The sequence below is a fragment of the Exiguobacterium sp. EF_C8 genome (assembly GCF_054956715.1).
Window position 1 is genome coordinate 1558013 of record NZ_CM143264.1, and the last position, 26404, is coordinate 1584416.

Here is a 26404-nt window from a genome sequence, read left to right on the forward strand (position 1 = left end):
TTGCGCAAGCAGGAGGCATCTTTTTCGTTTAACGCCATGTCTGAAGTGTATTTGCAAACTGGATGGTCGTCTCAAGTTCTCCTGTGATTTCACTTGCTGTGAAGTCGTTGCCAGCGAGCCAGTCGGCAAAGTCGAACGTGACCGGTTCCTGATCACCACCGAGCGCGAACCAGACCTTTAACTCTTCCGGGAAGTAGGCAGACGTATGGATCGTTCCTGCCCACTGCGCATATAAATCAGCGAAGACGCCTTTATCAGTATCGTTCAAGAGTCGGAAAGCGGATTCCGCATCTTGAATCATATGTTGATGTGTCTTTAGCTCCATCATCCGACGTTTTGAGTCATCCAGGTGATAGCGGTTTTCGTGCTGTAGCAAATCGAAGTGATTGGTACACATGTTCGATTCCCGCACTTGGACGTCGCGTGCCGTCGCCTCGATGACAAACGAACGCGCGGATTTATCGTGGACGACGTACGTGAACGATCCGCGATGTGGAATCTCTTTGACGAGTGAGATCGCATCGTCGACCGAGGTACACATCTCGAGGATGATCCGCCCGATCATGAAACTGACGAATCCATCTCCCGGCCGCCGACGATTGATGAAGTTATAACCCATCGCAAGACCGTGTTCGTTCATCCCGTCCATTCGACCGGTCACCCGAGATGCCGGGCCGATGATCGCTGAACCGCCATCGTTCGGTTGAAAGACGGAAAATCGTCCGTCGTACGTCATCGGATGATAATCATAATTGCGAACGAGAAAATTATCACCGGTCATGATCGAACAACCACTTTTAGGACCTTCAACACGGTAATGTCCGAAATGGAGTAAGGTGTCTGGCAATGATAGTTCGAGTTCGTCTTGCAGTCCGAGCAACTCGTCCCAGATGTGCGGAGCATACCGAAGGAACATTTCCTTCGTCTCGACCGGATCGACTTGAAAGCGAGGAACACGGATTTTCCAGTTGTCCTCTCGGTTATGGAGCAACTGATTTCGTTTGACGTAACGCCCTTGTTCGCGACCGAACTCATAATGACTGCCGCGGAATTGCGTGATTTCATTGGCTACTCGTTGCATGGGACTCATCCTTTCTTCAACTGCTGTATGCTGATTATATCGAACGCAAGGGAGAAAGTCGTACGGCAAGTCTTTACTAAAGCACATCTAAAGTATGGGAATATTGAAAAAATAGTCAACTTTTTCAATCCTGAACCGATAACAAAAACGGGAGGGGATGGAATGAAACATATGTCAGTCAGACGGAAGATACAAGCTTTGATCGCAACAGCCGTCGTTGCGATGCTACTCATTGCGGGAGCAGGACTCTATTTCTTGAACCAGATGTCAAACGCTTCCCGAGCGATGTATCAGGAGAACTTGATTCCGATCCAAGAAGTGGCACAGATTCGGATCGATACACGGGCTCTCGATTCCTTTTTAGTGGAGATGATCCTAACGAAGGATGAAGCACGAATCACGGAACTCCAAGCCGATATCGATACGCGACAGGCTCAGATTCGGTCGTCGGTCACGAAGGTTGAAAAAACGGGACAATTTGATGCGCGAGAAAAGAAACAACTCGAGGAGTTGAAGGATAATGTCCTCGCCTACGACAACTCGATGACGCTCGTTCAAGATGCGGCGACACGAAATGAAGAGGAAGAAGCCTACACGGCGTATTCCGATGGTTTGGAACAAGTCCGGGATAACGTCGCGAACTCGGCAAAAGCATTAATGGCTTCAATGACGAAACAAGCGAAGATGTTAGATGCCCAGAATCAAGCGGAAAAACAAACCGCCTTTTACTTAATGCTCGGTATCTTTTTACTGGCGGTCCTCTTGTTTGCAGGACTTGCCTTATACATCACACGTCTCATCACACGTCCGATTCGTCAACTGCAGGGTTGGATGAATCAGTCAGGTAAAGGTGACTTGACTGTCCGAGGTCACTATGATTCGAAAGACGAACTTGGTCAATTGACGACATCGTTTAATGAAATGATCGCCTCACAACAACAAGTCGTCCTTGAACTTACGGGAACGGCAGACCGCGTCGCCGTTGCGTCGGATGAGCTTAGCGTCAATGCGGAATCAACGACGAAAGCAACAGAGATGGTCGCTGTGACGATGGAAGAGATGGCAAGCGGTGCAAGTCAACAGCTGCATCAAGTGTCCGATGCTTCACGGACGATTGAAGAGTTGACGACGTCCGTCCGCTACGTCGCCGGCAATGCGCAACAGATGACGGAACGGACGGCGGACGCGATGGAAAAAGTCGCGCTCGGGGGGAAGGTCGTCGGATCACTCGGAACGCAGATGGGACGTATTCAAGAAGACGTGTCGCGTCTCAGCCAAGTCATTGATGGTCTTGGCAACCGATCACAGGAAATCGGTCAAATCACGGATTCGATCAAAGGTGTCGCGGCACAGACGAACCTCCTCGCTTTAAACGCAGCAATCGAGGCAGCACGCGCTGGTGAACAAGGACGCGGATTCGCCGTCGTCGCAGCGGAAGTCAAGACGCTCGCGGAGCAGTCGGCGGTCTCGGCAAAACAGATCGAGTCGTTGATTCGGGTCATTCAACAAGAGACGGAAGCATCGGTCGCCTCGATGGAGAAAGTCTCAACCGAGATGACGAGTGGAATTGCCGTCGTCGATCAAGCCGGTGCCTCATTCTCAGAAATCGAGACAGCGATCACCGACGTGACAGGGCACGTCGAAGATGTGTCCGGCGCCGTTCAGGAAATGGCGGCAGCGAGTGAACAAATCGCTTCTGTCATGCGGACGATTCAAGCGGTGACGGAAGGAACCGCTGCTGGGACACAAAACATCTCCGCTTCGACCGAGGAGCAGATGGCGTCGATGGAAGAAATTTCGTCTGCATCGCAATCGCTCGCGACGATGGCGGATGATTTAAAACAAGTCACAGGCAGATTCAGCGTGTAAGATATTGCACTACGACCATGAGGGGTAACCGTCATGGTCGTTTTTTTATTTGTGGTAATGACTGGAAAATGGGCAGAAGAGTAAATTTGTTTCGTCGTATGTACATCACTAAGGATGACGAAAGGTAACAGATGGACCGATGTTATGAAAGTGATTGAAGAAACTGTTTGACAGCGCGGCGGGACCGCAAATGAACGATTTGTTTATCGGACGTCGCTTTAAGCGTTGAAAGGATACTCGGTCGCTTATCGATCGGAAACCGCCAAATCCATTTCAGAAAATCAAGCGACAGTTTCTCGGGACAGCCTGCCGCCATATCCGGTCGGCCGGTCTTACGATAGCGCAAGGTCCGTTTCAGCGCACGGTACAGACAAAGCGTCCGCGGCAGATCAAGGAAGATGACCGTATCAGCGGCATCGATTCGTAAGTCAAGCGTTCCACCGTAATTACCGTCGATGATCCATGGATCACGCGATATGAGTGTTTGTTGAATCTGGCGTTGTTCCTCACGCGAAACCGCCTCCCAGTTCGGACGCCACAATAAGCTGTCGAGGTGATCAACGGGATAACTTAGTTTTTTGCCCATCTCGCGGGCAAGCGTCGATTTACCGGACCCACCAGAACCAATCAGGATGATTTTTCGCATCATAGACCTCCTATTTTTTGTCATAGGAATTGATCATACCACGGTTTTCTAGTCGAGGATAAAACGAAAGGAGTGAATGAGATGGTACCAAACTTCATAATCGAAGGGATGACGATTGTTTTTACACTACTCGTAATCAGCTGCGGCGTGATATTCCTGCCGCAGCGGTGGAAGCGATATGGCTTAATTTTACTTGGTTTGGTGGCAATCGGGTGCAGTTCCTTTTGGTACATCCGACCGATGCTCATCAATCAACAGATTGCTGAGAATGAGAAATTGCTTAAGGTGGAACTAGCACGTCGATTTCCTGGTGAAGTCTACACTACAAAAACACAAAAATTTTCGTATGAGTATTCGGCGAATCCGGCTTCAATCGAAGTCGAATTTGCAAATGAACCTAACGTAACTTATTTTCTAGATATGGATGGGAACCGGATTAGGTTGTCAAGTTTTATCTTTAAAAACGGAGGATTTCCACAGGATTTACAGCATGAATTCAAATAAAGACCGGATGCTTAAAACATCCGGTCTTTTGATTAAGTGGATTTCAATTTTTTCGTTGCGGACATCGTTTTGACGGCAGAGAAGGTAATCAGACCGAATCTGACCCAAAATATGTTCTAGGTCGCAAGGACGAGAAGGTTGACGTCTTCCATGTTATTTCGACTCCTTTTCGTAAGTGGACACGATCTTTCATACTTATATTTTAATGACGATACAAACTGCAGACACCACGTCGAAACGCTCTAGATGTGCTTTCTAGCAACGGTTTGACAACATTCTGACACACTTGAGGGGGATAAAGGATGCCGATTAAACGAACGGATCATATCAGTCTGAACGTCGTGAATTTAGAAGAAGCGATTCACTTTTTTTCGCTGTGCGGGCTCGAAGTACGTGGACGATGGGAAATGGAAGGGAAGTTGCTCGATCGTTTGTTGGATCTAGACGGTGCAAAGACGGAATGTGTCGCTCTTGGGTTACCAGGTGAAGCAATCTGGCTCGAACTGGTTCGGTTCAAACGACCAGTTGAGACGTCCACTGTCGTCCAGTCCGTTTATTCCAGTGGATTGCGTCATCTCTGTTTTGAAGTGACAGGACTCGATACACTCCTCAAACGGTTAGCGAATCATGGATATCAACCGATTGGGGACGTCGCGAATTACGAAAATGAGTATCGCCTATGTTACGTAAGAGGACCTGAAGGTGTGATCATAGAGCTAGCAGAAAAAATCGATTCCGTATAAACACGGGATCGATTTTTTATTTCTTGTTGTATAACCAAATGGTTATATTATATCCTGATGAAGAAAGGACGGGAAACTCATGACACGATTTGATCCAGAAATAGAAACGATGAGTCAGTATCTCAAAGGGTTAAGTGATCCGGTACGGCTGGATATCTTACGTCGATTACAGGTGCGCGAACACTGTGTCTGTGATTTGACCGCAGCATTCGATATTTCACAACCCGCGATCAGTCGACATTTAAAACGACTTCGAGAACAAGCGATCATCTCCGAACGCCGCGATCGGCAATGGATCTATTATCGCTTAAATCGGGAACATCCTTATTACGGTCAACTGGAATGGATGCTAAGACGGCTGGATACAGCAGATGTGCGCTCCAGTTCCTGTACCGTATTAGAAATCTAACAGAAATGAAGTGAATTAATTGACAGCATCACAATGGCTTGCGATCGGAATATTTCTGATCACCTTATTTTTGATCATTAAACAACCGAAAGGGCTAGGTATCGGATACTCAGCGATCGGGATGGCGATTGTCGCGCTTTTAACGGGCGTCGTCGAACTGGGAGACGTCGCGACCGTCTGGGGGATCATCTGGAACGCGACGTTCACCTTCATCGCCTTGATCGTCATCTCATTGATCTTAGATGAGATCGGCTTCTTTGAATGGGCCGCGTTACATATGGCCCGAATCGCCCGCGGTGGCGGTCTTAAACTATTCATCTACATGACGTTACTCGGTGCCCTTGTCTCGGCCTTGTTCGCGAATGATGGGGCTGCCTTGATTCTGACACCGATCGTCCTCGCGATGGTCCGTCACTTGAAGTTACCGGATGCGGTCGTCCTGGCATATGTCTTCGCCTCCGGCTTTATCGCCGACACGGCAAGTCTTCCGTTCGTCATCTCGAACCTCGTCAACATCGTTTCGGCGGACTTCTTTCACATCGGTTTTACAGAGTATGCGGCACGGATGGTCTTCGTCAACGTCTTTTCGGTCGTTGGTAGTCTGCTTGTCTTGTACTTCTATTTCAAGAAGCAGATCCCGAAAGTCTATGCCGTCGAGGATTTGGCGAAACCGACGTCTGCGATTCGCGATATGCGGATGTTCCGTGCTTCATGGATCGTCCTTGGCTTGTTGCTCGTCGGATACTTCACGAGTGATGCGATTGGCATTCCGGTCAGTCTCGTTGCTGGCATCATCGCTGTCTTTTTCTTATTCCTGGCGCAAAAATCACCGAGTGTTCCGACGAAGAAGGTCCTTGCCGGTGCCCCGTGGGCGATCGTCTTCTTCTCGCTCGGTATGTATATCGTCGTCTACGGTCTGCGCAATGCGGGACTGACGCAAGTCCTTGCGGAGTTGATCGAGTGGATGGCGACGAACCTCGCATCGGCGACGTTTGGAATGGGCTTCCTTGCCGCTCTGTTGTCTTCTGTCATGAACAATATGCCGACCGTCATGATCAATGCGTTGTCGATCGAGCATACGGCAACGACGGGAGCGATTCGTGACGCCTTAATCTACGCGAATGTCATCGGTAGCGATCTCGGTCCAAAGATCACGCCGATCGGAAGTCTTGCAACCTTACTGTGGCTCCATGTCTTGCGCTCGAAAGGGGTCCGGATCGGTTGGGGACAATATTTCAAAATCGGTACCGTCTTGACGATTCCGACGCTCGCCATCGCGTTGCTCGGACTCTACATCAGTTTATTACTCTATTAAGAGGAGGACATGAATATGGCGAAACTACTTATCATCGGCTCGGTCGCTGCCGGCACATCAGTTGGGGCGAAGGCACGCCGTAATAGCGAAGACTTAGAGATCACGATCTACGACCGGGACGAGGACATTTCCTATTCCGGTTGTGGGATTCCCTATTTCGTCGGCGGTGAAGTCGCTGAGCTCGATGAATTGACGCCACGCGACGCAGCGTTCTTCAAGAAACGTTACAACATCGACGTTAAGACGCGTCATAACGTCGAAGCGATTGACCACGAGACGAAGACAGCGACGATCCGTCATCTGGATTCGGGTGAGACATTCACGGATACGTACGATACGCTCGTTTTCGCGACTGGTGCCTCTAGCATCATTCCGCCGCTACCAGGCGTCGATCTCGAAAACGTCTTCCCGGTGCGTAACATCCGTCATGCAGATGCGATTCGTCGTTTTGTCGACGCGCATGCCCCAAAGCATGCTGTCATAGTCGGGGGCGGATTCATTGGACTCGAGATGGCGGAGCAGTTGACGTATCGCGGAATCGAGGTGACGCTCGTCGAACGATTGGCGCAAGTCATGCCACCGCTAGACGTTGATATGGCAAAACGCGTTAGTGACCATCTTGAGGCGAACGGCGTCATCTTGCGACTCGGTGAGTCCGTCGCTTCGTTCGAAGGGGAGAAAACGGCTCGTGCAGTCGTTCTTGCGAGTGGCGAGACGATTGAGACGGATCTCGTCATCCTGTCAGTCGGTGTCAAACCAAACACGCAACTCGCACAAGAGATCGGTGTGACGATTGGACAGACCGGTGCGATCGCCGTCAATCGACAGATGCAAACGAACATCGAAGGCGTTTATGCGGTCGGTGATGTCGCCGAGAGCTTCTCCGTCATCACCGGTCAACCACTGTACCGTCCGCTTGGTTCGACGGCGAACAAGATGGGACGAATCGCTGGGATGGTCATCACCGGTGAAACGATTGAACACCGAGGAATCCTTGGAACGGGTATTTTTAAAGCATTCGATTTGACGGTCGCCCAGACCGGATTGACTGAAAAAGAAGCCCGCGACGCCGGGTATGATATCGAAGTGTTACACAACATCAAGCCGGATCGCCCGGAATATCTCGGCGGCAAAGAAATGGTCATCAAGGCGATTGCAGATCGGAACGATGGTCGTGTCCTCGGTGCCCAAATCGTTGGTCCGCAAGGGGTCGATAAACGGATTGATGTCCTTGCGACCGCAATCAGCTTCAAGGCAAAAGCGGAAGACTTATTCCATCTTGATCTGGCCTATGCGCCGCCATTCTCGACGACGAAGGACCCCATTCATTACACCGGGATGGCCCTCGATAACGCGATCAAACGAACGGCCCGTCTGAAAACACCGAATGCTTTGATGGAAGAGGTCGCTAAGGGTCAGGTCTTCCAAATCATCGATACGCGCTCACGCGCTCAGTTCGAGAAGAGTCATGTCGACGGGGCAATCCATATTCCGCTCGGTGAGTTACGTGAGCGGGCGCAGGAACTTGATCCGACGGTACCGACGATCGTTTACTGCAATAAAGGTGTCACAGGAAACGCGGCACAGAACGTCTTGAAGAATCTCGGGTTCAGGGACGTCTGTAACTTATCCGGTGGCAATCAAAACTATCAACACATCAAGTCATGTCTCTGACGAGGAAAGTCTTCGCGAAAGCGGAGGCTTTTTTTGTTTACTTCGGATTAGAATCAGGAAAGGATTAAGGACGAGGAACATGTCAATTCAAAAGGGGAGGATGAACGGATGGTACGCGCTTTATTTTTGAACTGCACATTAAAAGCATCACAAGAACCATCGAACACGGAAGCGTTGATTCGTGACGTGATCGCGTACTGGGAGCATGAGGACGTCGATTCAGAAATCGTCCGTGTCGTCGATCATCAAGTCGCATTCGGTGTGACGGAAGATGAAGGGAACGGCGACGAGTGGCCGGCACTCTTCGACAAAGTCAAACAAGCAGATATCGTCGTCATCGGGACACCGCTGTGGCTCGGTGAAAAAAGTAGTGTCGCGACACAAGTCATCGAACGGTTATACGGGGGAAGTGGCTTGACGAACGACGTTGGACAAGCCATCTATTATAACAAAGTCGGTGGTGTCATCGTCACCGGCAACGAGGATGGGGCGAAACACGCGTCCGCGTCGATTTTATACGGTCTGTCGCACATCGGATTCACGATTCCCCCCAATGTCGATGCGTACTGGGTCGGTGAAGCGGGACCTGGACCGTCTTACATCGAAGCCGGACGTGACAATGACTTCACGAAACGGCATGCCCAGTTTTTAGCTGCCAATCTTTTGCATCTTGCTCGGCTATTGAAAGCGCACCCGATTCCAGCAGAAGGGAATGTGATGGAATGAAGAGAGGATATGTTACAGGATACGGTGTTGCGACCTTATTTGCGATGAGTCTAATGGTAGCAGGATGCGGGAACGACGAAACGGCGTCGGACAAGGTCGAGGACGGATCTACAAACTCGAATACGACCGACAATACGATGAAAGATAAGGATGCGGTCACGAAAAATGCAGATACGGATTATGGATTCACCAGTTTATCGATTGAAGCGGACGTCAACGGGGATATGGACGCAATCGACATCAGCTATGACCGAGAGAATGACGGCACGGAAGCCGAATACCAGTATAAAGATGAAAACAAACGCGGGGACGCGGCAATGACGGAACTCGACGCGAAGTTCAAGAACTTAAAAGTAGATGCGGATACATCTGAGAAAGATGTCATCGCGGAAGTGGAGCGTGTATTTGCGATTCAAGATGCGTCCCGCCTCGAGGTGGAGATCGACTTCTCGGACGGAACAGAAAAAGAATATAAAAAATAAACGACGGGGCTGACTCACATGTCGTCCTCTAAAGATAAGGGTGGCAGAATGATGATCTGCCACCCTTATCTCGTAAAAAAATGACGCGTCACACGCCACTCCTACAGGAAAAAGCGCATTATGCGCTGTCAGAGACAAACAAGACCCGCTTTCCTGCTTGAATGAAGCAAGAAAACTGGCTTGTGTCTCGCCTGAGGAAAGGGCGTAAAAAGACGCGTCATTCTTTTTTGAGTCAGCCTCGTCGTTTTAGTGAATCGTCATATGAGCGAGGACACCATAATGATCGCTTGGTATGACGTGATGGGGCAGTCGTTCATGTCCGATCAATTGAACGCGTTGTAAGGTCACTGGTGCCGGTGAGCGTTGACACAATAACCAATCGTACCGTGCAGGTGTCGTGATACCGTCATTCTTTTTAGCATACGAATTCGTCATAGGATCAAGAGTCACAGGAGCAAGTTGACCGGTCCGCATCGCAAAACAACCAGCGAGATCGACCCACTCCTTAAGCGTTGCTTGATGCAGAGAAGAATTTGGACAATCATTAAAGTCACCACCAAGGAACTCGACCGTCGCGTCATCTGTTTGTGAGGCAATCCATTCGTTGACGAATCGAAGTTGATCGAGTCGAATGTCTGAAGCACGCCAGTTGAAATGAATGTTCGTCACGGCAAAACGAACGCCTTCAATCGAAAACGGAATCCGAATCGCACAGTGATGGTTGATGTTTGCTGTCGCGGCAGCACTCGAATCCGTTCGCTCAAACGGCAGTTTCGTTAAAATGGCAAGTCCTTCATCCGGTGAATCCATATAAGGATCCATCATCCAATACGGATAACCGGTCGCCTCTGCGAGATGTTCAGCGATTGAGACGAACGGTTCATCCGGATGAAACGTCGACATCACTTCCTGCAGAAGAAGAACATCCGGTTGATGCTGATTGATTTCCGCACACAATGCCGTAAACCGTTCCTGACGCTTGTATGGATGATGCCAAATGTTATACGTCGCGATCGATAATGAGAAACTCATAACGCTAAGCCCATCAGGACAGTATCATAATAACAGCCGTCCGACAGCAACCGATCGTGGCGTAGTCGTCCTTCTTCTAGGAAACTGTGACGTTGGTAGAGTCGGATCGCCCCGTGATTCGTCTCGACGACTTCGAGTTGGATTTTCAGAAGCGACTTCGTCTTCGCCCAAGCGATCATCCGGATCGTCAATTGGGTGCCGATTCCTTGTCCCCAATCCGAACGCAGGACCCCTAAGCCGAACGATGCTTTATGGGCAAAGCGCTTTAATGCAAATCCACGACACCTAGCGTAAGCAATGAGTTGTTCCTCCCGTTCAACGACGAGGATTTGATCCGGAACCGATGAATTGTGTAACTGATCAATGAAATCGGTCGCCGTCATCACGTCCTCACCAGGCATCCGGTCGAAGTACTCCGTTTCCGCGTCAAGTGCTTGACGTAGTGCAGCAAGTGCTTCAGCATCACTAAGACGAGCCGGACGAATGTGGTAACGTTGCGTATTAAATGAGTGGTGCGTCGTCTGCATATATTAGCCTCCCATCTAGATAGAATATGCCAGCATTGTGGCATTGTTGTCGGATTAAAATCGGTCACATGTATATGCTAGGGAAACGGTGTATCACGAAGAGGGTCAACTGACGGACCATCCGGAGCAGGCGCAAACTCAATAGTCCTTCGTCAAACGATGTTAGCGGCGAACGTGGACGATCCAAGCGGTCATATAGGTAAGTGTTCCAACCGATAGGACGAGCGCGATCGCATAAAACGGAAACGAAGGATACCGTTCAAGTAGTGGCTGTTCAAATAAAAAGGCAATCATCAGGATAGGAAGACTGATCAAAAAAGCAACGTACGCTGCGCGGGTCGCCTTACCAGTGATAAGGGCTTCTCGTTCGTCCGAGTCAGAGAATTCTGCTGTTGACGTCGACCATTTTGAAAATGACCGGGAGCGATCCGTTCGTGAGAGATAGCCAATGCATGAGACGACAATAGCGATGATGATCAGTGGTAGCATGATGCTGAGATCGAGCTCAAACGACAGACCGGTACCGGATACAGGATCATCTTGAAATAATTGAAGTTTGTCATGAATCGCACTGATGAGAGACGCAGCTAAAAAATAGAGACAACAATTTAAAACAGATTGGGTTATGACGCGGTTCATCAAGACTCCTCCTCTAATTGAAATAATTCCTCTACTGGTCGATCGAAGACGCGAGCAATTTGCATTGCGAGTAGTAAGGATGGCGTATAGCTGCCTTTTTCAAGCGAGATGACGGTCTGGCGTGTCACGCCGATCCGTTCAGCGAACTGTTCCTGCGTCCACTTCTGTTGTTGGCGGTAAATCCGGACTTGATTCGTCAGCTTCATCCAGCGACCTCCTTTCCAGTTGGTTATATTGTAAAGTCTGTTTTACATTTTGTAAAGTGAACTTTACTTTTTGGATGAGAAAAAGCCAATGAATCAAGACGATCCATTGGCTAAGTCGTAAACGATACATTCAAATTGGTTTATATTGCAATGGGAATGAAGCGAGCCATTTGCAAACATTACATGATGTGCGGCGTTACAATGATGGCTACGAGACACACGAACGTCGTAATGACGTGATGTCGTCGTAAGGACAAGGGAAGCAAAACAAGCCCTGCGATCGTGACACCGATAACGATCCATCCTAAAAGAAATTCCGTGTCATGGGAAGCGATCGGAATACTCAATAGATACGCTGTCGCGTGCGGAAAGTAGCCCAGTGTTTGAAAAGGATCCCGCTAAAAACACCAATCAATAGCAAACCGATCGAGAGCTGAAACCGTTTTTTGGATTTAATCATATAGATGCTCCTCATCTGTTTGTTTAACGCATGACTTCGTGATCGGTGCGTCTACCTTCTAGTCATTCGTCAAAATGAATCGAATTCCTGTCTGTTATCTTTCTCGGAACTTTATCAAAAATCCTTGCTTCTACACACCAATCGGAATATTCAGATAATAATCGGGTATCATCATGAAAACACCATCGCCGATTCAGTGGAAAGGAGAAGAGAAGATGATGCCTGAACTGATACCGGATGACCGGGAGCTCGAACGAAGGATTCGAATCGTCCATCTGTTGCGAAAACTGGGTAAGACAGACGAAGCAATTGCAAGGTCCCTCTATGTACCGATCGAATGGGTCCAGTCGATTTATGAAGAAGACGACTGGCAGCAAATGCAATCATCCTAAGGCAAGGGCGTCTCGTCCTTGTTTTTTCATCTGTTCTGTTAGACTTATTTTATAAAAATGAAATCAGGATGTCAGAAATTAAAGATACATAACAACACGGTGCGTGATCTGAAAACTGGACAGGAGGAGACAGATGATTGAAATATTGCACTATGATGTATTTACGACGACACCAGGAACCGGTAATCCAGCCGGAGTCGTCTTATCCGCCGATCGATTGTCGGAGCTTGAGATGCAACGGATTGCTCGGACGAGTGGATTCACGGAAACGACATTCGTCCTCTCTTGCAAGCGGGCAGATTATCAAATTCGTTTCTTTGCACCGGAACGGGAGATGGACTTGTGTGGACATGGTACGATCGCTGCATTGACGGCGATCGATTCACACATTGGTGTACCTGCAACATGTCACATCAAGACAAAATCAGGTATCTTGCCTGTGATTCGATTAGCGCATGGCATGTTTCGTTTACGACAAGGGCGACCTTGTCTGCACCCATTTAATGGTGACGTTGAGGCAGTCTTAGCATCGATTGGATTAGAAATGAAACATTTAGATGAACGATTTCCGATCGTTTATGGAAGTACCGGGAATTGGACGCTTGTGTTGCCGATTCGCCGTCTCGTCGATTTTCAACGGATGATGCCAGATCATCAACAATTTGCATCCGTTTTGGCTGACTATCCTCAAGCATCGATTCACCCCATCTGTTTCGATACATATGATGCGCAGGCGACTTTACACGGACGTCACTTCTCAGCAACGGGATCAGGCAGCATTGAAGATCCGGTAACAGGAACGGCGAGTGGTGTGATGGGTGTCTACTACCGAAAATTCATGAAGCCATCCGTCTCAGGAACGATGATCACTGTCGAGCAAGGACATGAGATAGGACGATCAGGTCAGGTAAAAATTCATGTCTACGGTGAAGGACTTAATCACAACGACTGGAAGGTTGAGATGGACGGGCAAGCCGTCTTTGTTGGAGTAAAGAAAGTGGGAGAGGAAGAGGCAGATGTTGAAACACTTCATTTGGGATTTTGACGGCACCTTGTTCGATACATATCCGGTGTTGATCGATGTTTTCGTGGACATGCTCGAGAGCGAGGGGCAATCGGTCGATCGAGAACGTGTCGCTGAGCTGATAGCGATCTCGGCTAAGACGATGTATGAGGCGTTTGCGGTGTCCGAAGCATTCATTACGAACTACAAACAACAAAAGGCGACGATCGAGCGCGAACGGTCCGGTCCGTTTCCGGGAATTCATGAATTGCTTGAGACATTATCGGCAAGTGGTGCGACGCATCATATCGTCACCCATCGTGGAACATCCATTCATGCGTTGCTTGCAAAACACGAATTGACGCATCATTTTCAAGACATCCTGACTGCAGCACATGGCTTCGTCCGTAAGCCGGATCCGGAAGCTGTCACGTACTTGATTAATCGGCATCAGATGGCTCTAGACGAGACGATCATGATCGGGGACCGGGAACTCGACGTCTTAGCGGGACATCGTGCGGGTATTGCCACATGTCTGATCAACGAACGACCAAATGAGACGGTTGCGACCTATACGGTACCGACGCCTGAACAATTACACGAACGATTGCTGACATAACGACAGCCCCGCTTCCAGTGATGGGAACGGGGCTGTTTTTTAAGAAGACAAACGATCCGTTTCAGTTACTTCAGTGCGTGGTGCATGCCAGAAGTATGTCAGTAAAATACCGACCGCAAGCATCATCGTCGCGAAATAAAACGGATAGTTAAGGTTGACGTCAAACAATAATCCGCCGACGATCGGTCCAAGAATATTTCCGATACTCGTAAACATCGAGTTCATTCCACCGACAAAACCTTGTTCATCCCCGGCAATCTTCGAAAGATAGGTCGTGACGGCTGGTCTCATCAAATCAAAGCCAACGAAGACGACCATCGTCACGAGAATGATCGAGACATAGTTCGTCACGAACGTCATTAAGACGACGAGCAACGTCGAACCAATCAAACTGTATCGGATCAAGCGAATCTCGCCGAACCAACGTGTCAAACGATCGAACAGCCCGACTTGGACGATGACGCCGACAATCGCACCAAGGGAGATCGCAAGCGCGATATCTTTTGCCGTGAAACCGAACTTCCGGTCAACGAACAGCGCGAACAAGGACTCGAACGAGGCGAGACCGAACGATGAGATCAATAGGACTAGGAAAGCGATGAAATAGAGCGGACTAAATACTTTCCGAAAACCCGTCTGTTGTTTGATGGTCGTCGCCTCATAATGACGGTTAGGTTCCTTGAGCGTAAAGATAGATAACACCATTGCCGTCAGACCGAACGCGGCAGCAAAGAAGAACGGCGTTCGCGTGCCGAGGTCAGCAAGGAACCCACCGATCCCTGGTCCGATGATGAAACCGGTCGAGATGGCGGCAGACATATAGCCAAGCGCTTTCGGACGGGTTTCGTTCGTCGTGATGTCAGCGATGAAAGCGGTGACAGCTGGCATGATGAAGGCCGCACTGACACCACCGAGAATCCGCGACGCGAACAGGACTTCGACCTGTTGACCGAGACCGAACAAGAGCTCAGACATGCTAAAGATGAATAAACCGATGATGATCATTGGCTTGCGTCCGTATTTATCGACGGCACGTCCTGCAAGCGGGGACAGAATCAATTGCGCGAAGGCGAAGGCAGATACCATGTAACCGACCGTCGCCCCGGAAATGCTTAACTCATTCATGATCGTCGGTGTGACAGGAATGACGAGTCCGATTCCGAGAAAAGCGATGAATAAGTTGAGCAGGAGTGTACTTAAAATCAATGTATTGTTTTGCATAGGTCACCTCAATTGTTTGGAATCGTTTTCGACATGCCACGCCAGACGATTGGCCATACGGCTTGCTGTCTAGCATGAAAGGCGTCGACGCCGTTATAGACAAGTTCTGTCAGCGTACCTTCAGCGACCGTCAAATAAGCAAGCGCTGCACTTTTATAGTCCGTCGAATAGAGGATCTGTTCCGTTCGGTCACGTTCGCGTAACAGACGAGTCAATAAATCATGCAGTGAATCGAAGAACGGGTTGAAGCGATCGGTCATCTCTTGTTCGAGTTTTTCTGGTGGAAAATAGGCTGCCCGAAGGATGAATCGCATCAGAACATCATCCTGCTGCTCTAAAATGAACCAATCGAAGAAGCCGTGCAAGGATTGCTCGAGCGGTTGCTGTCGTGTTTTTGTGAAATACGTAGCGAAACGACGCTTTTGTTCCTGCAAGGCATACGTCGTCGCTTGCAGGAAGAGGTCATCTTTGCCTTTATAATGCGCGTAGATAGACGGTTTTTTGATGCCGACTTCTGTTGCGATCTCTTGTAGCGATGCTCCTTCATAGCCATGCGCTGCAAAATGATGGATGCTCGTCTGTAACAATTGTTGCGCTTTCAGATAAATCACCTTCCTAACGGTCGTTAGGTAATACTGTAACAGGAAATTTCATGGGCAGTCAATGAGAGTGTCTTACCGCACAAAAAAACTGACTCCGCCATGGCGGAATCAGTTTTATAAGGAATCATTATTTATTCATGACACGACCGCGTGTTGCGACGCGTGAACCGACAATCCCAGCGAACGACGTGAAGATCAGTGTCAGAAGGAGACCGACGAACGCCCAGATCGAAACTTTCGATGCCGTTTGTGTCGCTTGTTCCGTTTGCTGACGAACATCTTGAACCGTTTTCTTCAAGTCAGCTGATGTCTCGTCGAGTGTTTGTTTCGCATTATTGATTTGTTGCGTTGTTTCTTTTGTTGCCGTGTTTAAACCATCGACAATGTTTTGCGTCGCTTTATCTGCCTCGGCGCCTGTAAGATCCGTGTTCTTTGCAACAGCGTCAGCGATTTTCTTTTCATCGACGGATTTCTCGATCTTTTCAGATCGTGCTGTCAATGAATCACCGAGATCCTGAACGATTTTGTCGAAGTCTTCTGGTTTCGTAATAGCCTCTTTACCAGCAGCCGTGACGTCATCTTTGACAGCATCTAGTTGACCTTGCAGGTAGTTAGGTTGTAATTCTTTGATGTCTGTATCCTTAAGAATTTCTTCGACGTTGCCATCGAGTTCCTTCGTATCGATATCTGAGACGTTTTTCGTAACGGAGTCGAACCCTTTCGTCGCAGCGTCTTTTGCAGTCGACGCGACAGACCCGATGCCGCTACCGGCAGCTCCACCGACTGTTCCGAGTAATGAACCGACCGATTGTAACGTATTGACGGTCGTAAACGTCAAGAGAGCGAACAAGAGGATGACGCTCGTCGACCAAGTCAAAAATCCGTGAATGAGACCGGCTCGAGCTGACGTCACACCAGAAACGAATCCGGCAACGAATAACGAAATGAGCAATGACAGAATCGCCCAGATGATCAAGCCTGTTCCGACGCCATCGAATGGGTTATTCGACGTGACGTCCGTGACGCCGAGACCGATCGCCGATCCAATCAGACTGAAAAGAATCAATAAAGATAAGAATGATACCACACCGGCAAAAATTGAACTCCATGAAATGTTACGACCCGCACCGTCCGCTTCCGCTCGGAAGTGGGATGAAAAGCCTTTATTTGTTTTTTCCATAATCAGCACTACCTCTCCCAAAATTAATCTTTCAAGTTTGAGATGTTCATGAATAGCAAAGCTTCATCTCAAGTTTCTTACGCGCATAGCTCTTATATTTCCGGGAAGTAACAAAGAGAAACCTAGTATTACAGTTACATGATTAATGATCGTATGAACTTCAAAATATACGGAATATTCCAACATGCAATTACCATGACATGTAGAAAGAGACTAACGTTTCCCTTTAAAGGTCAATCAACGGTGACGATATAAGAGGTGAAGTGAAATTAAAAACAAGGAGATGAATATATGAATTGGTTTAAGAAATCACCTTCACCTTCCTTTGACGCGCTCATTGAAGTCGAACGCACGCATGTCATATTGAATGTTCCAGCATCTTTACATGAACAATTACGTCTAATCGGTCTACACGCCATCGATTTACAAATTGCACGAGTCATCCGCGAGGATGTTTCCCGTTGGATGCCGAGCATGGTCGATGCGTTCTACGAGGAGTTAGTCCGGGTTCCGTCTCTCCGTCAGTTAATTGAAAAACATTCGACACTCGAACGGTTGAAAGGCACCCTCGCTCGGCACATCTTACAAATGTTCGATGGTCAGGTGACAATGGACTACATCGAAGCCCGGCGCCGGATTGCTGAACGGCATGTTCGGATCGGTTTGCACAATAAATGGTACATCGCTGCCTTCCAGAAAGTCTGGAACGTTCTCAGCGAGAAGATTGACGACAGTGCTTGGCCGGAAGCAGAGCGTGTCCGAATCATGCGGGCAGCGGGAAAACTATTCAACCTCGAACAACAGATTGTCATGACGATGTATGAGGATCAAATCGATGAAGAACGCCAAGCGATCGCGACAGCAAAACAACACGTCGGGGATGGCGTTCAAAAATCGACCGAGGAACTCGCTGCGATGAGTGAGGAGTCGTCAGCAAACTTTCAAGAGATTGAACGGCACGCTAAACACGTCTCAACGACGACAAACGCGATTTCGATCCAGTTGACGGAAGCGGTCAGTGAAGCAGAAGCGGGTGTCGTCCTGGTTGAAGAAGAGACACGGCGCTTTGAGCATGTCGTTGAAGATTTATCACGGACGACCGAACAAGTCGCTGAACTGTCCCGTCTGTCGCAGGAAATCGAACGGATCGCTGGGATGGTGACGACGATTTCTGATCAGACGAATCTACTCAGTTTGAACGCCTCAATCGAAGCGGCACGTGCCGGGGAGATGGGACGCGGGTTCACCGTCGTTGCGCAAGAAATTCGGAAGCTTGCCGAAGAGAGTAAACAGTCGGCAACAGAGACGTCGCGGATCGCCCAAGAGATTACGCAAAAGATGCTCGTCGTCTCAGAGCGGATGGGAATGACGGAGACAGCGGTCGTCCGGACGACGACAGAGATGCAACAAGTCGTCCGTGCCTTTTCACGGATTTCGGAACAGACCGACAATGTCTCGCGGCAAATTCATGAACTATCGACTGATACGAAGGATGTCGCCGGCACGATCGAAGGCATGCGTAAGATTGCAGAAGCGATTGCTGAGACAGCGGATGATTTACAAGAAGTCGCCGCGACCCTCTGATTTAGTCCTCCTTTCCATGTGAAAGGAGGACTTTTTTGACGTTTTATGGAAAAATAAAGTTGGAGGTGTGGAAGGTTTATGGTGCAGAGTCTATTATTGATTGTTTTATGCTTTTTCGCTTTGATCGGACATTACCTGACGACAGGAGAACTTGCTCCACGTGAGTTGTATGGATTACTTGGTTTAACGGGCGTCGCTTTCTTGATCGGTGGAGTTGAATGGTGGCAAATCCGGCGTGATTTGCGTTATCGTGGACGAGAGGCAGGGGTGTCCGTTCGCTTAGCGGACCGGGCGACCCAAAAGACGAATACGGTTTTTCTCGCGCATGAACAATGGCTGACGTTCTCACGACGTTATGCCACTTGGTGGCAGGCGATCCTTGTGCGCTTCAAGAAGTTTGAATCGTTTTTCCTCGATGTAACGTTCGACGGAGAAGGAACCCGTCTTCAAATTAAAGAAACGAGAACGGAATGGCTTCGCAATACGACACATTTCGTGATTCGTAAAGATGGACGTGACGTCGGTACAATCCGTACCGATCCGGCACTTCGTCAGCAATTGCGACTACAAGAAGTCTTACTCGTCTCGTATGCCGGTCAGGAGTATCAAATTCGTTCCTCGACAGTCACGAGAAAGATCGGCGTTTATCAAAACGGGGACTGCATTGCGACGGGTTCTCGACACGGGGCGCAACTTGACTTTGATTGTGAGACGAATATACGTCTATTAGCTGTCGCAAGCATGATCGTCTTTCGACTTGTTTATTCAAAATGATTTTATTTCAAATACCTTATAGTAAGAAAAATAGAATGAGCTAGTTTCAAGAGAGTACGGCGTTACATACTAAAATGCTCTTATTACGAAAAATCCGACTGGCTGATACGGAAGCGATGTTTAGAACGGATTGTGGAACAATGGAAATGGTAGCGAGGCATTAGCTGCAGTCCTTGTCTTTGGTTTTCAAGAAATGCTCCTTTATAAGGTTTCAGTCGCCCATAATATCGATAAAGCTCCAGGAGGAATCATGCAGAAGGTCGGTATGATTCAAGAAGGAGTGTATGGGTGATGATTCGCAATGCGACTGGAAAATATAAGGATTGTGCAATCGATGGGCTGCTTCGTGAAACATATGATCTAAAAAGAACGAATAACGAATGAGGTGTGATACGTTGCAAGAAATGACACTGTATCGGAATTTTAACGAACTGGCAGATGATGTATTGGAATTAGCGAAAGAGATTCTACCTGATCAATTGTTATATTTAACGACGATCGAAGAAAACCAACAGATGATTTTACGACTCTCAAATGATCATCAACGAATCGAGATTCGAGCAGGACAAGTGTTTGAGATGGAAAAGACACTTTGTCGTCACATCAATTTCGAACAGAACGAACCCATCTGGTATGAGTCCATTAGCGATGACGAGCGCTTAGAAGATATGCAGGACGCATTAAAAGCGTTACAGATCGAGTCCTATCTCGGGATTCCAATCAGTTTAACGAATGGTCAAACCTTTGGTACGTTGTGCGCTGTCCATGATGAAGCAAGTCAATTCGAAGAGAAGAGCATTCAATTTCTCCAACGGATCGCGAAACTGTTTTCGTATTACCTTGAGCTCGAACAGTTTGCTTGGAAGGACACGCTAACACAATTGTATAACCGACGTTATTTGACGAGACAGTGGGAAACGGAACAGCAACATTCCGGTGCGCTGTTTTATCTTGATCTCGACGGATTCAAGCAAGTGAATGACGTGTATGGGCATGAGACCGGCGACAAAGTCTTGATCGACGTCGCGAAACGACTACAGGATAGTACACGTTCTTATGAAGACGCGTTTTCTGTCCGGATCGGGGGAGACGAGTTCTTGATTCGTTTCACCCATCAGAAGACGAAAAAGGAGTACGAACGAATTGCGCAGCAGCTCCTTCAGAAACTTGGAACATGGCAGACGCCATACGCTGTCTCGACCAGCATCGGGATCGTGCTGTTTGATGATGAAACCGTTAAGCTAAAAACGATCATTCAACAAGCAGACCGTGCGTTATATGCCGCAAAAGGAGACGGTAAGAATACGTTTCGTTTTGCGGATGCTGTCTCACATCGCGTCCAATAATCAACGAAAAAACGCGATGTTTCCTCACAAGGAGGAGCATCGCGTTTTCAATTAACCGGTCTTTCGAATCGATTCGAACAAGCGTCCCTTATAGACATCAGCGATCGTATTGAGGAACGTCTCGCTCAGTTTTTTCGGGAAGAACGGTTTTGCATAGACATACTGGTAGGCTTTCTTCAAATCATCCCATTGTGTACACGGTTCGGTTTGACGGAACCTTGCGACATCGATGATCCGTGTTCCATTTGCCGTTAACAAAATATTGCGTAGATGAATATCTGATGGATTAAGACCTACGGCGCGTGCCTCTGCTAGCGCTGCATCGACTGTCGTTAAAACGGATTCTGGAATATAGGTCCCGCTGACGAGGCATTCGAATAACGTTTGTCCCTCGATGTATTCGAGCACAAGGTAATCGGATCCATATTCGAACATCCTCGCATACGTCGAAAACGTCGTCAGTTGTTCATAAATGCCGCCTTCTAACTCAGCGAGAGGACGAAATGACGGATAGAACTTCTTGATGACGCGGTCGGTGCCACGAACCCGGAATACATAGGCGCTACGACCGGTGCCGATCCAGTCGAGCTCTTTTGGGAGATGTTCGATCGTACAAACCGGTCCCGTTTCTTTCAACTGAATCAAATCGGCTAACTCAGCGTCTGTCTTCACTGTTGCCACTTCCTTTCGCTCTGCTTGATCGTATGTTCATTATACGCTCATCTGACGGGAAAAGTTTCAAAAATCATTCGTGTGTGAAAGTTTTGAACATTTTGTGATATGCTAAAAATGCTATACTGTTACATACTTCAAGGGGGTCTCTAATCATGTCAACGACACAACAATGGCGCGACCATTTTGATGGTCTTCGCGCATACGAAGAAGCCGTCGCATTACTATACTGGGATATGCGGACATACATGCCGGATCAAGGTGCAGCGAACCGTTCCGCTTCAATCGGATTCCTCTCAACAGAGAGCTTCCGTCGCCGGACAGGAAAAACGTACCAACAATTACTGGCAGCGATGGAGCAAGAGACGCTGACGGGCATCGAAGCGATCTCGTTCGCGAAAGCAAAAGAAGCATTCGATCGCGACTCGAAGATTCCAGAAGCCGAGTATCAAACGTTCATCACGTTGATTTCGGAAGCCGAGAGTGTCTGGGAAAAGGCGAAGGACGCGAATGATTGGTCGATGTTTGAACCATATCTCGAGAAAATCGTCGCGATGGAACGCCAGTTTGTTGAGTATTGGGGTTATGACGCGCACCCGTATGACGCACTCCTGCATGACTATGAGCCAGGGATGACGGTCGCAACACTCGATCCATTGTTTGCGGAACTCCGTCAAGCAATCATTGGTTTGCTCAGTCAGCTCGAAGGAAAAAATTTCCCGACGCTTGATTGGTCAGCGGACCGCGAGACACAGATCGCCTTGAATCAAGAATGGCTCCGTGATATCGGTTATGACTTCACGTCCGGTCGATTGGATGAGACGGTTCACCCGTTCCAAACGACGATCAACCGGAAGGATGCGCGGATCACGACGAAATATGATGAGAACGACTACCGGAACTCCGTCTTCGGCACGATGCATGAAGCCGGACACGCGACGTATGAGCAAGGTATCGAACCGGAACTCGATTCTCTCGGTCTCGGTGAAGGTGCTTCGATGGGGATCCACGAATCACAATCACTGTTCTTCGAGAATTTCATCGGACGTAATCAAGGCTTCTTATCAGCACGTTATCATGGTCTACAACAAGCAATCCCGTCGCTTGCTGATGTCCCGTTCGAACGCTTCTATGCAGCGGTCAACGAAGTCAAGCCGTCACTCATTCGGATCGAAGCCGATGAATTGACATATGCCCTTCATATCATCATTCGGTATGAGCTTGAAAAGCGCCTGATGACGAAAGAACTCGAAGTGAAGGATCTCCCGCAAGAATGGAACCGTCTCTATAAAGAGTATCTCGGCGTCGATGTCCCGAATGACGATAAAGGGGTCTTACAAGACGTCCACTGGTCAGGAGGCTCGTTTGGTTACTTCCCAAGTTACGCGCTTGGTCTCGTCTATGCAGCACAATTGAACGAAGCGCTTCGTCGTGACGTCGAAAACGTCGATGGTCTGATTGCAGCTGGTACACTCGCACCGATCAAAAGCTGGCTGAAAGAAAACATTCACCGTCACGGGAAATCGAAGACACCGGCTGAACTGATCGAAGCAGCAACGGGTCAATCGATCTCGGTCGCACCCCTCGTCAACTACTTGACGAAGAAATACACGCGTGTCGTCGAGGCACTCTGATGTTATGGTTTGCACACCGCGGTGTCAGTGACCGTTTTCCTGAGAACACGCTTGAAGCAATCGCCGCTGCAATCGAAGACGACGTCGATGGTGTCGAGTTCGATGTCCATTTCTCAAAGGATGGTGTTGGTGTCATCATTCATGACGAGACTGTCAACCGGACGACGAACGGGACAGGGCGTGTGATCGACATGACGGTCGCTGAACTGCAAGCACTCGATGCCGGAGCACGTTTCAAAGGGGAAGCGATCAAGACGAAGATTCCGACGCTTGACGAAGTACTAGCAATCCTCGCACCAGCGACACTGCGGCTCAACATCGAGCTGAAGACGGATACGATTCGCTATGATGGCATTGAAGCGTATGTCCTCGAGCGTTGCGCGGCGCACGGCATTTCGACGGATCGGTTGTTGTTCAGTTCGTTCAACCATTATTCGGTTGCTCTGATTCACAAGCTTGACCCGAGCGTCGAGACGGCGATTCTGTATCCGTATCCGATCTATCATCCGGAAGAACAAGCCCTCCGGATCGGTGCGACAGGGATTCATCCCGATTACCGACGCGTGACTGAGGCGGATGTCGCGTTCGCTCACGCAAAAGACGTCACGGTTCGGGTCTATACCCCGAAGACGATCGACGATGTCCGTCAGATGCAAACGATCGGTGTTGACGCCGTCATCGTCAATGATCCAAAAGGAATGCGCGACACACTCGAAGGATGAGGAGGAGGAAGGGATGCGCAAGGAATACGTATTCGTCATCAGTTTGTCGCTCGTCGCTTTATTCGTCGGTCTCCAGCTCGGCTTTGCCCGCTTGCCGGAACCAAAACCGAAACAAGTGACGACGACACCGATGCGCCCTGCGGATTATGAGGCAGGACTTGCATCAGCGAAACGTGAATTGAAGCAGATTCAGCGCTTCACCTTGAAAAGCACCCTTCCTGCTAATGGAACGACGGTGACTTGGATCTATGAGACCCCATCCGATGAACGGATTGCGGTCGATTGGTACTATGTTGAGAGTTACCCGGAAGCTCAAGTCCAGATGACACGTAATGAGACGTCCCGGATCATCTCGTATGAACGCTACTTGATCGTCATCCGACCAATATACGGGACGGTCGTTGATAGTGAACTAGAACAGTTCGCGCTCCGCTTTACAGGTTATTTCACGACACAACAATAGGGGGAAAACGATGTCAGGTAAAATCATTCTCTTGATTGGTGGATCGGGCAGCGGAAAGTCTTCCCTAATCAAACGTCTGCGGACGGAATACGCACACGTCCGGTTCATCCCGTCCGTGACGACACGACCGAAACGTCCGACGGAAATTGATGGAGCAAGCTATCACTTCGTCGACGTCAAGACGTTCCAGCAACTGATCCAAGAGGACGGGTTCATCGAATACGCCCATGTTCACCGCGCGTGGTACGGAACACCACGGCAAGCGTATGTCGATGTCCTCGAGCAGGATCAAATTGTTATCAAGGACATCGATCCAAAAGGAGCAGCAAACTTTAAACGTCTGTTTGGTGATCAAGTCATCACGATCTTCGTCTCGGTCCCACCCGATTTGATGAAGGAGCGATTGTTGATGCGCGGTGATACACCGGAGTTCGAAGCGCGACTCGTCGATTACGAGGAAGCGTGGAAAGACCGCGATCACTACGATTATATGATCGAAAACATCGATTTCGAAACGGCGTATGCCGATCTGCTTGAGATCATTGCCAGCTATATCCCACAGGCATGACGAAGAGGACGCAAGTAAGCGTCCTCTTTTTGTCTTCAGAAAGGAGTCTTCATGCTACCAGATCATCCATTACTGACTGAGATCGATAGCGTTAGACGGCTTACCGGACGCTCGCACCAAGCCGTCTGGTCCGTCAAGACGGCAACAGCACACTACATCGTCAAGGTCGTGACGGACCCATTAAGTCGTCAGTTTGAACGTGAGGCGGCTTTAATGATCCCAGAACAAAAGGGAATTTCTCACGCCTTACCGCTAGCGACCGGACGGACTGCGACGACCGCGTACGGCATTTATCCATACTTATCCGGACGAACCGTCCGAAGCGTGCTTCTCGAGTCACCGGAATTAGCTCCTCGACTCGGTCAGGAGGCAGGGCGAGCGTTGAGAAGCATTCATGACGTGATAGCACCGAGCGGGACGGCGGCATGGAAGGAACGTTGTCAGGCGAAACATGACCGCTATCGCGCAGCGGTTGATGGGTTGCTTGAGCCAGAGTGGATCGAGCGACTCGATCGGTTCATTCTTTTGAAGCTCTCCCTTTTAGCTGAGCGTCCGAATCAACTGCAACATGACGATGTCCATCTTGATAATCTTCTTGTTGAGAATGGACATCTCTGTGCCTTCCTCGATTACGGGAATCATGATTACGGCGATCCGTGGCATGACTTCGTCAAATGTGGGTTGTTTCAAGTCGAGACGAGTCCCGTCTTTGCCCGTCACATGATCGATGGATACTTTGAGAACGAAGTACCTTCTAACTTTTGGCAAATCTACAGCCTCTATATGGCGATGGTCGTCTTCTCGTCTCTCGTCTGGGCAAAACGGTTCGATGTAGACGGATTGGAGGCAATGCAACGACGTGTTCAGCGGATCATCCGAGACCACGATGGGTTTCAGTGTGAAATACCGCTTTGGTATGAGAGGCAAAGCCATGACTAAAAAATGGATTCGTCTCTCACTTGAAGAGAAACGAATCCATTATTTTTTGAGTGGACCTTTAAATGAAAAGGGAGATTACCATTCGAATCCTTCTTCACTATACTTGCCGTTCGAATTGAAGAACCGTTCTTCTGTTTTACCGTTTACCGTATTCGTATAAATCACGTAGACGTCGAGATGATCGTTTTGATCCGCCATCTTCTTAGCGGCTTTCTTAGCATCCGCTTCAGTCGTATATGTTTCTGACTTACTTGCCTTGCCGTGTTTTTCTTGCCCTTGTTCTTCATAACCCTCTACTGTCCATACTTTTTTTGATGACATCATTAACTTCCTTTCCTGCCAAAAGCGAGTCCGCTTGGCTGTTACATTATG

The 26404-nt window shown here is 48.8% G+C and carries 31 protein-coding genes; 19 read left to right on the top strand and 12 right to left on the bottom strand.

All coding sequences use genetic code 11. The features are described from left to right. Positions 1-28: 28 nt before the first annotated feature. Entirely contained in the window at positions 29-1081 is a 1053-nt protein-coding gene (locus ACY2IG_RS08290; protein WP_035408076.1) for a C45 family autoproteolytic acyltransferase/hydolase, read from the bottom strand. Positions 1082-1243: 162 nt separating this feature from the next. Here ACY2IG_RS08290 and ACY2IG_RS08295 point away from each other — a divergent pair, with 162 nt between their 5' ends. Beyond that, entirely contained in the window at positions 1244-2950 is a 1707-nt protein-coding gene (locus ACY2IG_RS08295; protein WP_462617699.1) for a methyl-accepting chemotaxis protein, read from the top strand. Positions 2951-3092: 142 nt separating this feature from the next. Here the strand turns inward: ACY2IG_RS08295 and ACY2IG_RS08300 are convergent, their stop codons facing one another. Beyond that, entirely contained in the window at positions 3093-3596 is a 504-nt protein-coding gene (locus tag ACY2IG_RS08300) for a DNA topology modulation protein (protein ID WP_056061296.1), read from the bottom strand. 81 nt (positions 3597-3677) lie between these two features. On the opposite strand from ACY2IG_RS08300, the gene ACY2IG_RS08305 reads away from it, so the two are divergent. From ACY2IG_RS08305 to ACY2IG_RS08335, 7 genes are all read left to right on the top strand, one after another. Next, positions 3678-4100 carry a hypothetical protein gene (locus ACY2IG_RS08305; protein WP_462617700.1) on the top strand — a complete coding sequence of 141 codons (423 nt, stop codon included), beginning with the start codon at positions 3678-3680 and terminating at the stop codon, positions 4098-4100. A gap of 302 nt (positions 4101-4402) precedes the next feature. Beyond that, positions 4403-4843, top strand: a complete 441-nt coding sequence (locus ACY2IG_RS08310; RefSeq protein ID WP_462617701.1) for a VOC family protein — start codon at positions 4403-4405, stop codon at positions 4841-4843. A 79-nt stretch (positions 4844-4922) separates the two neighbouring features. After that, positions 4923-5252, top strand: a complete 330-nt coding sequence (locus ACY2IG_RS08315) for an ArsR/SmtB family transcription factor (protein ID WP_052019022.1) — start codon at positions 4923-4925, stop codon at positions 5250-5252. A 19-nt stretch (positions 5253-5271) separates the two neighbouring features. Next, positions 5272-6567: an arsenic transporter gene (locus tag ACY2IG_RS08320; protein ID WP_290750260.1), complete on the top strand. Its 1296-nt coding sequence runs from the start codon at positions 5272-5274 to the stop codon at positions 6565-6567. Positions 6568-6582: 15 nt separating this feature from the next. Beyond that, positions 6583-8241, top strand: a complete 1659-nt coding sequence (locus tag ACY2IG_RS08325; RefSeq protein WP_462617702.1) for an FAD-dependent oxidoreductase — start codon at positions 6583-6585, stop codon at positions 8239-8241. A 108-nt stretch (positions 8242-8349) separates the two neighbouring features. Further along, a complete protein-coding gene (locus tag ACY2IG_RS08330) occupies positions 8350-8967 on the top strand; it encodes a flavodoxin family protein (protein ID WP_308101515.1) in 618 nt (205 codons plus the stop codon). Continuing rightward, a complete protein-coding gene (locus ACY2IG_RS08335; protein ID WP_290750264.1) occupies positions 8964-9449 on the top strand; it encodes a YusW family protein in 486 nt (161 codons plus the stop codon). The genes ACY2IG_RS08330 and ACY2IG_RS08335 overlap by 4 nt, the downstream gene beginning before the upstream one ends. Positions 9450-9695: 246 nt before the next feature. Here the strand turns inward: ACY2IG_RS08335 and ACY2IG_RS08340 are convergent, their stop codons facing one another. The 5 genes from ACY2IG_RS08340 to ACY2IG_RS08360 form a co-directional block, all read right to left on the bottom strand. Then, complete coding sequence (locus ACY2IG_RS08340) at positions 9696-10481, bottom strand: endonuclease/exonuclease/phosphatase family protein (RefSeq protein ID WP_462617703.1); 786 nt, start codon at positions 10479-10481, stop codon at positions 9696-9698. Next, a complete protein-coding gene (locus tag ACY2IG_RS08345) occupies positions 10478-11008 on the bottom strand; it encodes a GNAT family N-acetyltransferase (RefSeq protein ID WP_462617704.1) in 531 nt (176 codons plus the stop codon). Before ACY2IG_RS08345 ends, ACY2IG_RS08340 begins: the two co-directional genes overlap by 4 nt. Before the next feature lie 162 nt (positions 11009-11170). Next, positions 11171-11647, bottom strand: a complete 477-nt coding sequence (locus tag ACY2IG_RS08350; protein ID WP_056061317.1) for a hypothetical protein — start codon at positions 11645-11647, stop codon at positions 11171-11173. After that, the gene (locus ACY2IG_RS08355) at positions 11647-11853 is read right to left on the bottom strand and encodes a helix-turn-helix transcriptional regulator (protein WP_035408056.1); all 207 of its coding nucleotides are present in this window, start codon (positions 11851-11853) and stop codon (positions 11647-11649) included. Before ACY2IG_RS08355 ends, ACY2IG_RS08350 begins: the two co-directional genes overlap by 1 nt. Before the next feature lie 179 nt (positions 11854-12032). Continuing rightward, complete coding sequence (locus ACY2IG_RS08360) at positions 12033-12200, bottom strand: hypothetical protein (protein ID WP_462617705.1); 168 nt, start codon at positions 12198-12200, stop codon at positions 12033-12035. A gap of 286 nt (positions 12201-12486) precedes the next feature. Between ACY2IG_RS08360 and ACY2IG_RS08365 the strand changes: the two genes are divergently transcribed. From ACY2IG_RS08365 to ACY2IG_RS08375, 3 genes are all read left to right on the top strand, one after another. Further along, entirely contained in the window at positions 12487-12705 is a 219-nt protein-coding gene (locus ACY2IG_RS08365; protein ID WP_155960153.1) for a hypothetical protein, read from the top strand. Positions 12706-12838: 133 nt separating this feature from the next. Further along, positions 12839-13750, top strand: coding sequence for a PhzF family phenazine biosynthesis protein (locus tag ACY2IG_RS08370; RefSeq protein ID WP_462617706.1), 912 nt, complete (start codon positions 12839-12841; stop codon positions 13748-13750). Further along, complete coding sequence (locus ACY2IG_RS08375) at positions 13722-14327, top strand: HAD-IA family hydrolase (protein ID WP_308101520.1); 606 nt, start codon at positions 13722-13724, stop codon at positions 14325-14327. Before ACY2IG_RS08370 ends, ACY2IG_RS08375 begins: the two co-directional genes overlap by 29 nt. A gap of 39 nt (positions 14328-14366) precedes the next feature. Here ACY2IG_RS08375 and ACY2IG_RS08380 read toward each other — a convergent pair whose 3' ends face one another. From ACY2IG_RS08380 to ACY2IG_RS08390, 3 genes are all read right to left on the bottom strand, one after another. Beyond that, entirely contained in the window at positions 14367-15548 is a 1182-nt protein-coding gene (locus tag ACY2IG_RS08380; protein ID WP_290750289.1) for an MFS transporter, read from the bottom strand. 8 nt (positions 15549-15556) lie between these two features. Continuing rightward, positions 15557-16159, bottom strand: coding sequence for a TetR/AcrR family transcriptional regulator (locus tag ACY2IG_RS08385; protein WP_290750293.1), 603 nt, complete (start codon positions 16157-16159; stop codon positions 15557-15559). 118 nt (positions 16160-16277) lie between these two features. After that, positions 16278-17330: a hypothetical protein gene (locus ACY2IG_RS08390; protein WP_290786941.1), complete on the bottom strand. Its 1053-nt coding sequence runs from the start codon at positions 17328-17330 to the stop codon at positions 16278-16280. A gap of 291 nt (positions 17331-17621) precedes the next feature. Between ACY2IG_RS08390 and ACY2IG_RS08395 the strand changes: the two genes are divergently transcribed. From ACY2IG_RS08395 to ACY2IG_RS08405, 3 genes are all read left to right on the top strand, one after another. Continuing rightward, positions 17622-18914 (top strand): methyl-accepting chemotaxis protein, encoded by a 1293-nt coding sequence (locus ACY2IG_RS08395; protein WP_462617707.1) that lies wholly within the window; start codon positions 17622-17624, stop codon positions 18912-18914. A 78-nt stretch (positions 18915-18992) separates the two neighbouring features. Then, positions 18993-19688 (top strand): hypothetical protein, encoded by a 696-nt coding sequence (locus ACY2IG_RS08400; RefSeq protein ID WP_462617708.1) that lies wholly within the window; start codon positions 18993-18995, stop codon positions 19686-19688. 404 nt (positions 19689-20092) lie between these two features. Next, positions 20093-21034 (top strand): sensor domain-containing diguanylate cyclase, encoded by a 942-nt coding sequence (locus ACY2IG_RS08405; RefSeq protein ID WP_462618719.1) that lies wholly within the window; start codon positions 20093-20095, stop codon positions 21032-21034. A gap of 51 nt (positions 21035-21085) precedes the next feature. Here ACY2IG_RS08405 and ACY2IG_RS08410 read toward each other — a convergent pair whose 3' ends face one another. After that, positions 21086-21706, bottom strand: coding sequence for a serine/threonine protein kinase (locus ACY2IG_RS08410; protein ID WP_290775070.1), 621 nt, complete (start codon positions 21704-21706; stop codon positions 21086-21088). 155 nt (positions 21707-21861) lie between these two features. Here ACY2IG_RS08410 and ACY2IG_RS08415 point away from each other — a divergent pair, with 155 nt between their 5' ends. Genes ACY2IG_RS08415 through ACY2IG_RS08435 form a run of 5 tightly spaced genes read left to right on the top strand, consistent with a single transcriptional unit; the run spans position 21862 to position 26032 of the window. Continuing rightward, a complete protein-coding gene (locus ACY2IG_RS08415; RefSeq protein ID WP_462617709.1) occupies positions 21862-23340 on the top strand; it encodes a carboxypeptidase M32 in 1479 nt (492 codons plus the stop codon). Beyond that, entirely contained in the window at positions 23340-24062 is a 723-nt protein-coding gene (locus tag ACY2IG_RS08420; protein ID WP_462617710.1) for a glycerophosphodiester phosphodiesterase, read from the top strand. Before ACY2IG_RS08415 ends, ACY2IG_RS08420 begins: the two co-directional genes overlap by 1 nt. Before the next feature lie 13 nt (positions 24063-24075). Then, positions 24076-24525 carry a hypothetical protein gene (locus ACY2IG_RS08425; RefSeq protein WP_035408033.1) on the top strand — a complete coding sequence of 150 codons (450 nt, stop codon included), beginning with the start codon at positions 24076-24078 and terminating at the stop codon, positions 24523-24525. Between the two features lie 10 nt (positions 24526-24535). Next, positions 24536-25093 (top strand): guanylate kinase, encoded by a 558-nt coding sequence (locus ACY2IG_RS08430; RefSeq protein ID WP_214853717.1) that lies wholly within the window; start codon positions 24536-24538, stop codon positions 25091-25093. Between the two features lie 51 nt (positions 25094-25144). Then, positions 25145-26032 carry an aminoglycoside phosphotransferase family protein gene (locus tag ACY2IG_RS08435; protein ID WP_329470993.1) on the top strand — a complete coding sequence of 296 codons (888 nt, stop codon included), beginning with the start codon at positions 25145-25147 and terminating at the stop codon, positions 26030-26032. Positions 26033-26107: 75 nt separating this feature from the next. Here the strand turns inward: ACY2IG_RS08435 and ACY2IG_RS08440 are convergent, their stop codons facing one another. Further along, on the bottom strand, positions 26108-26353 hold the full coding sequence (locus ACY2IG_RS08440) for a hypothetical protein (protein WP_035408028.1): 246 nt from the start codon (positions 26351-26353) through the stop codon (positions 26108-26110). Positions 26354-26404 lie beyond the last annotated feature (51 nt).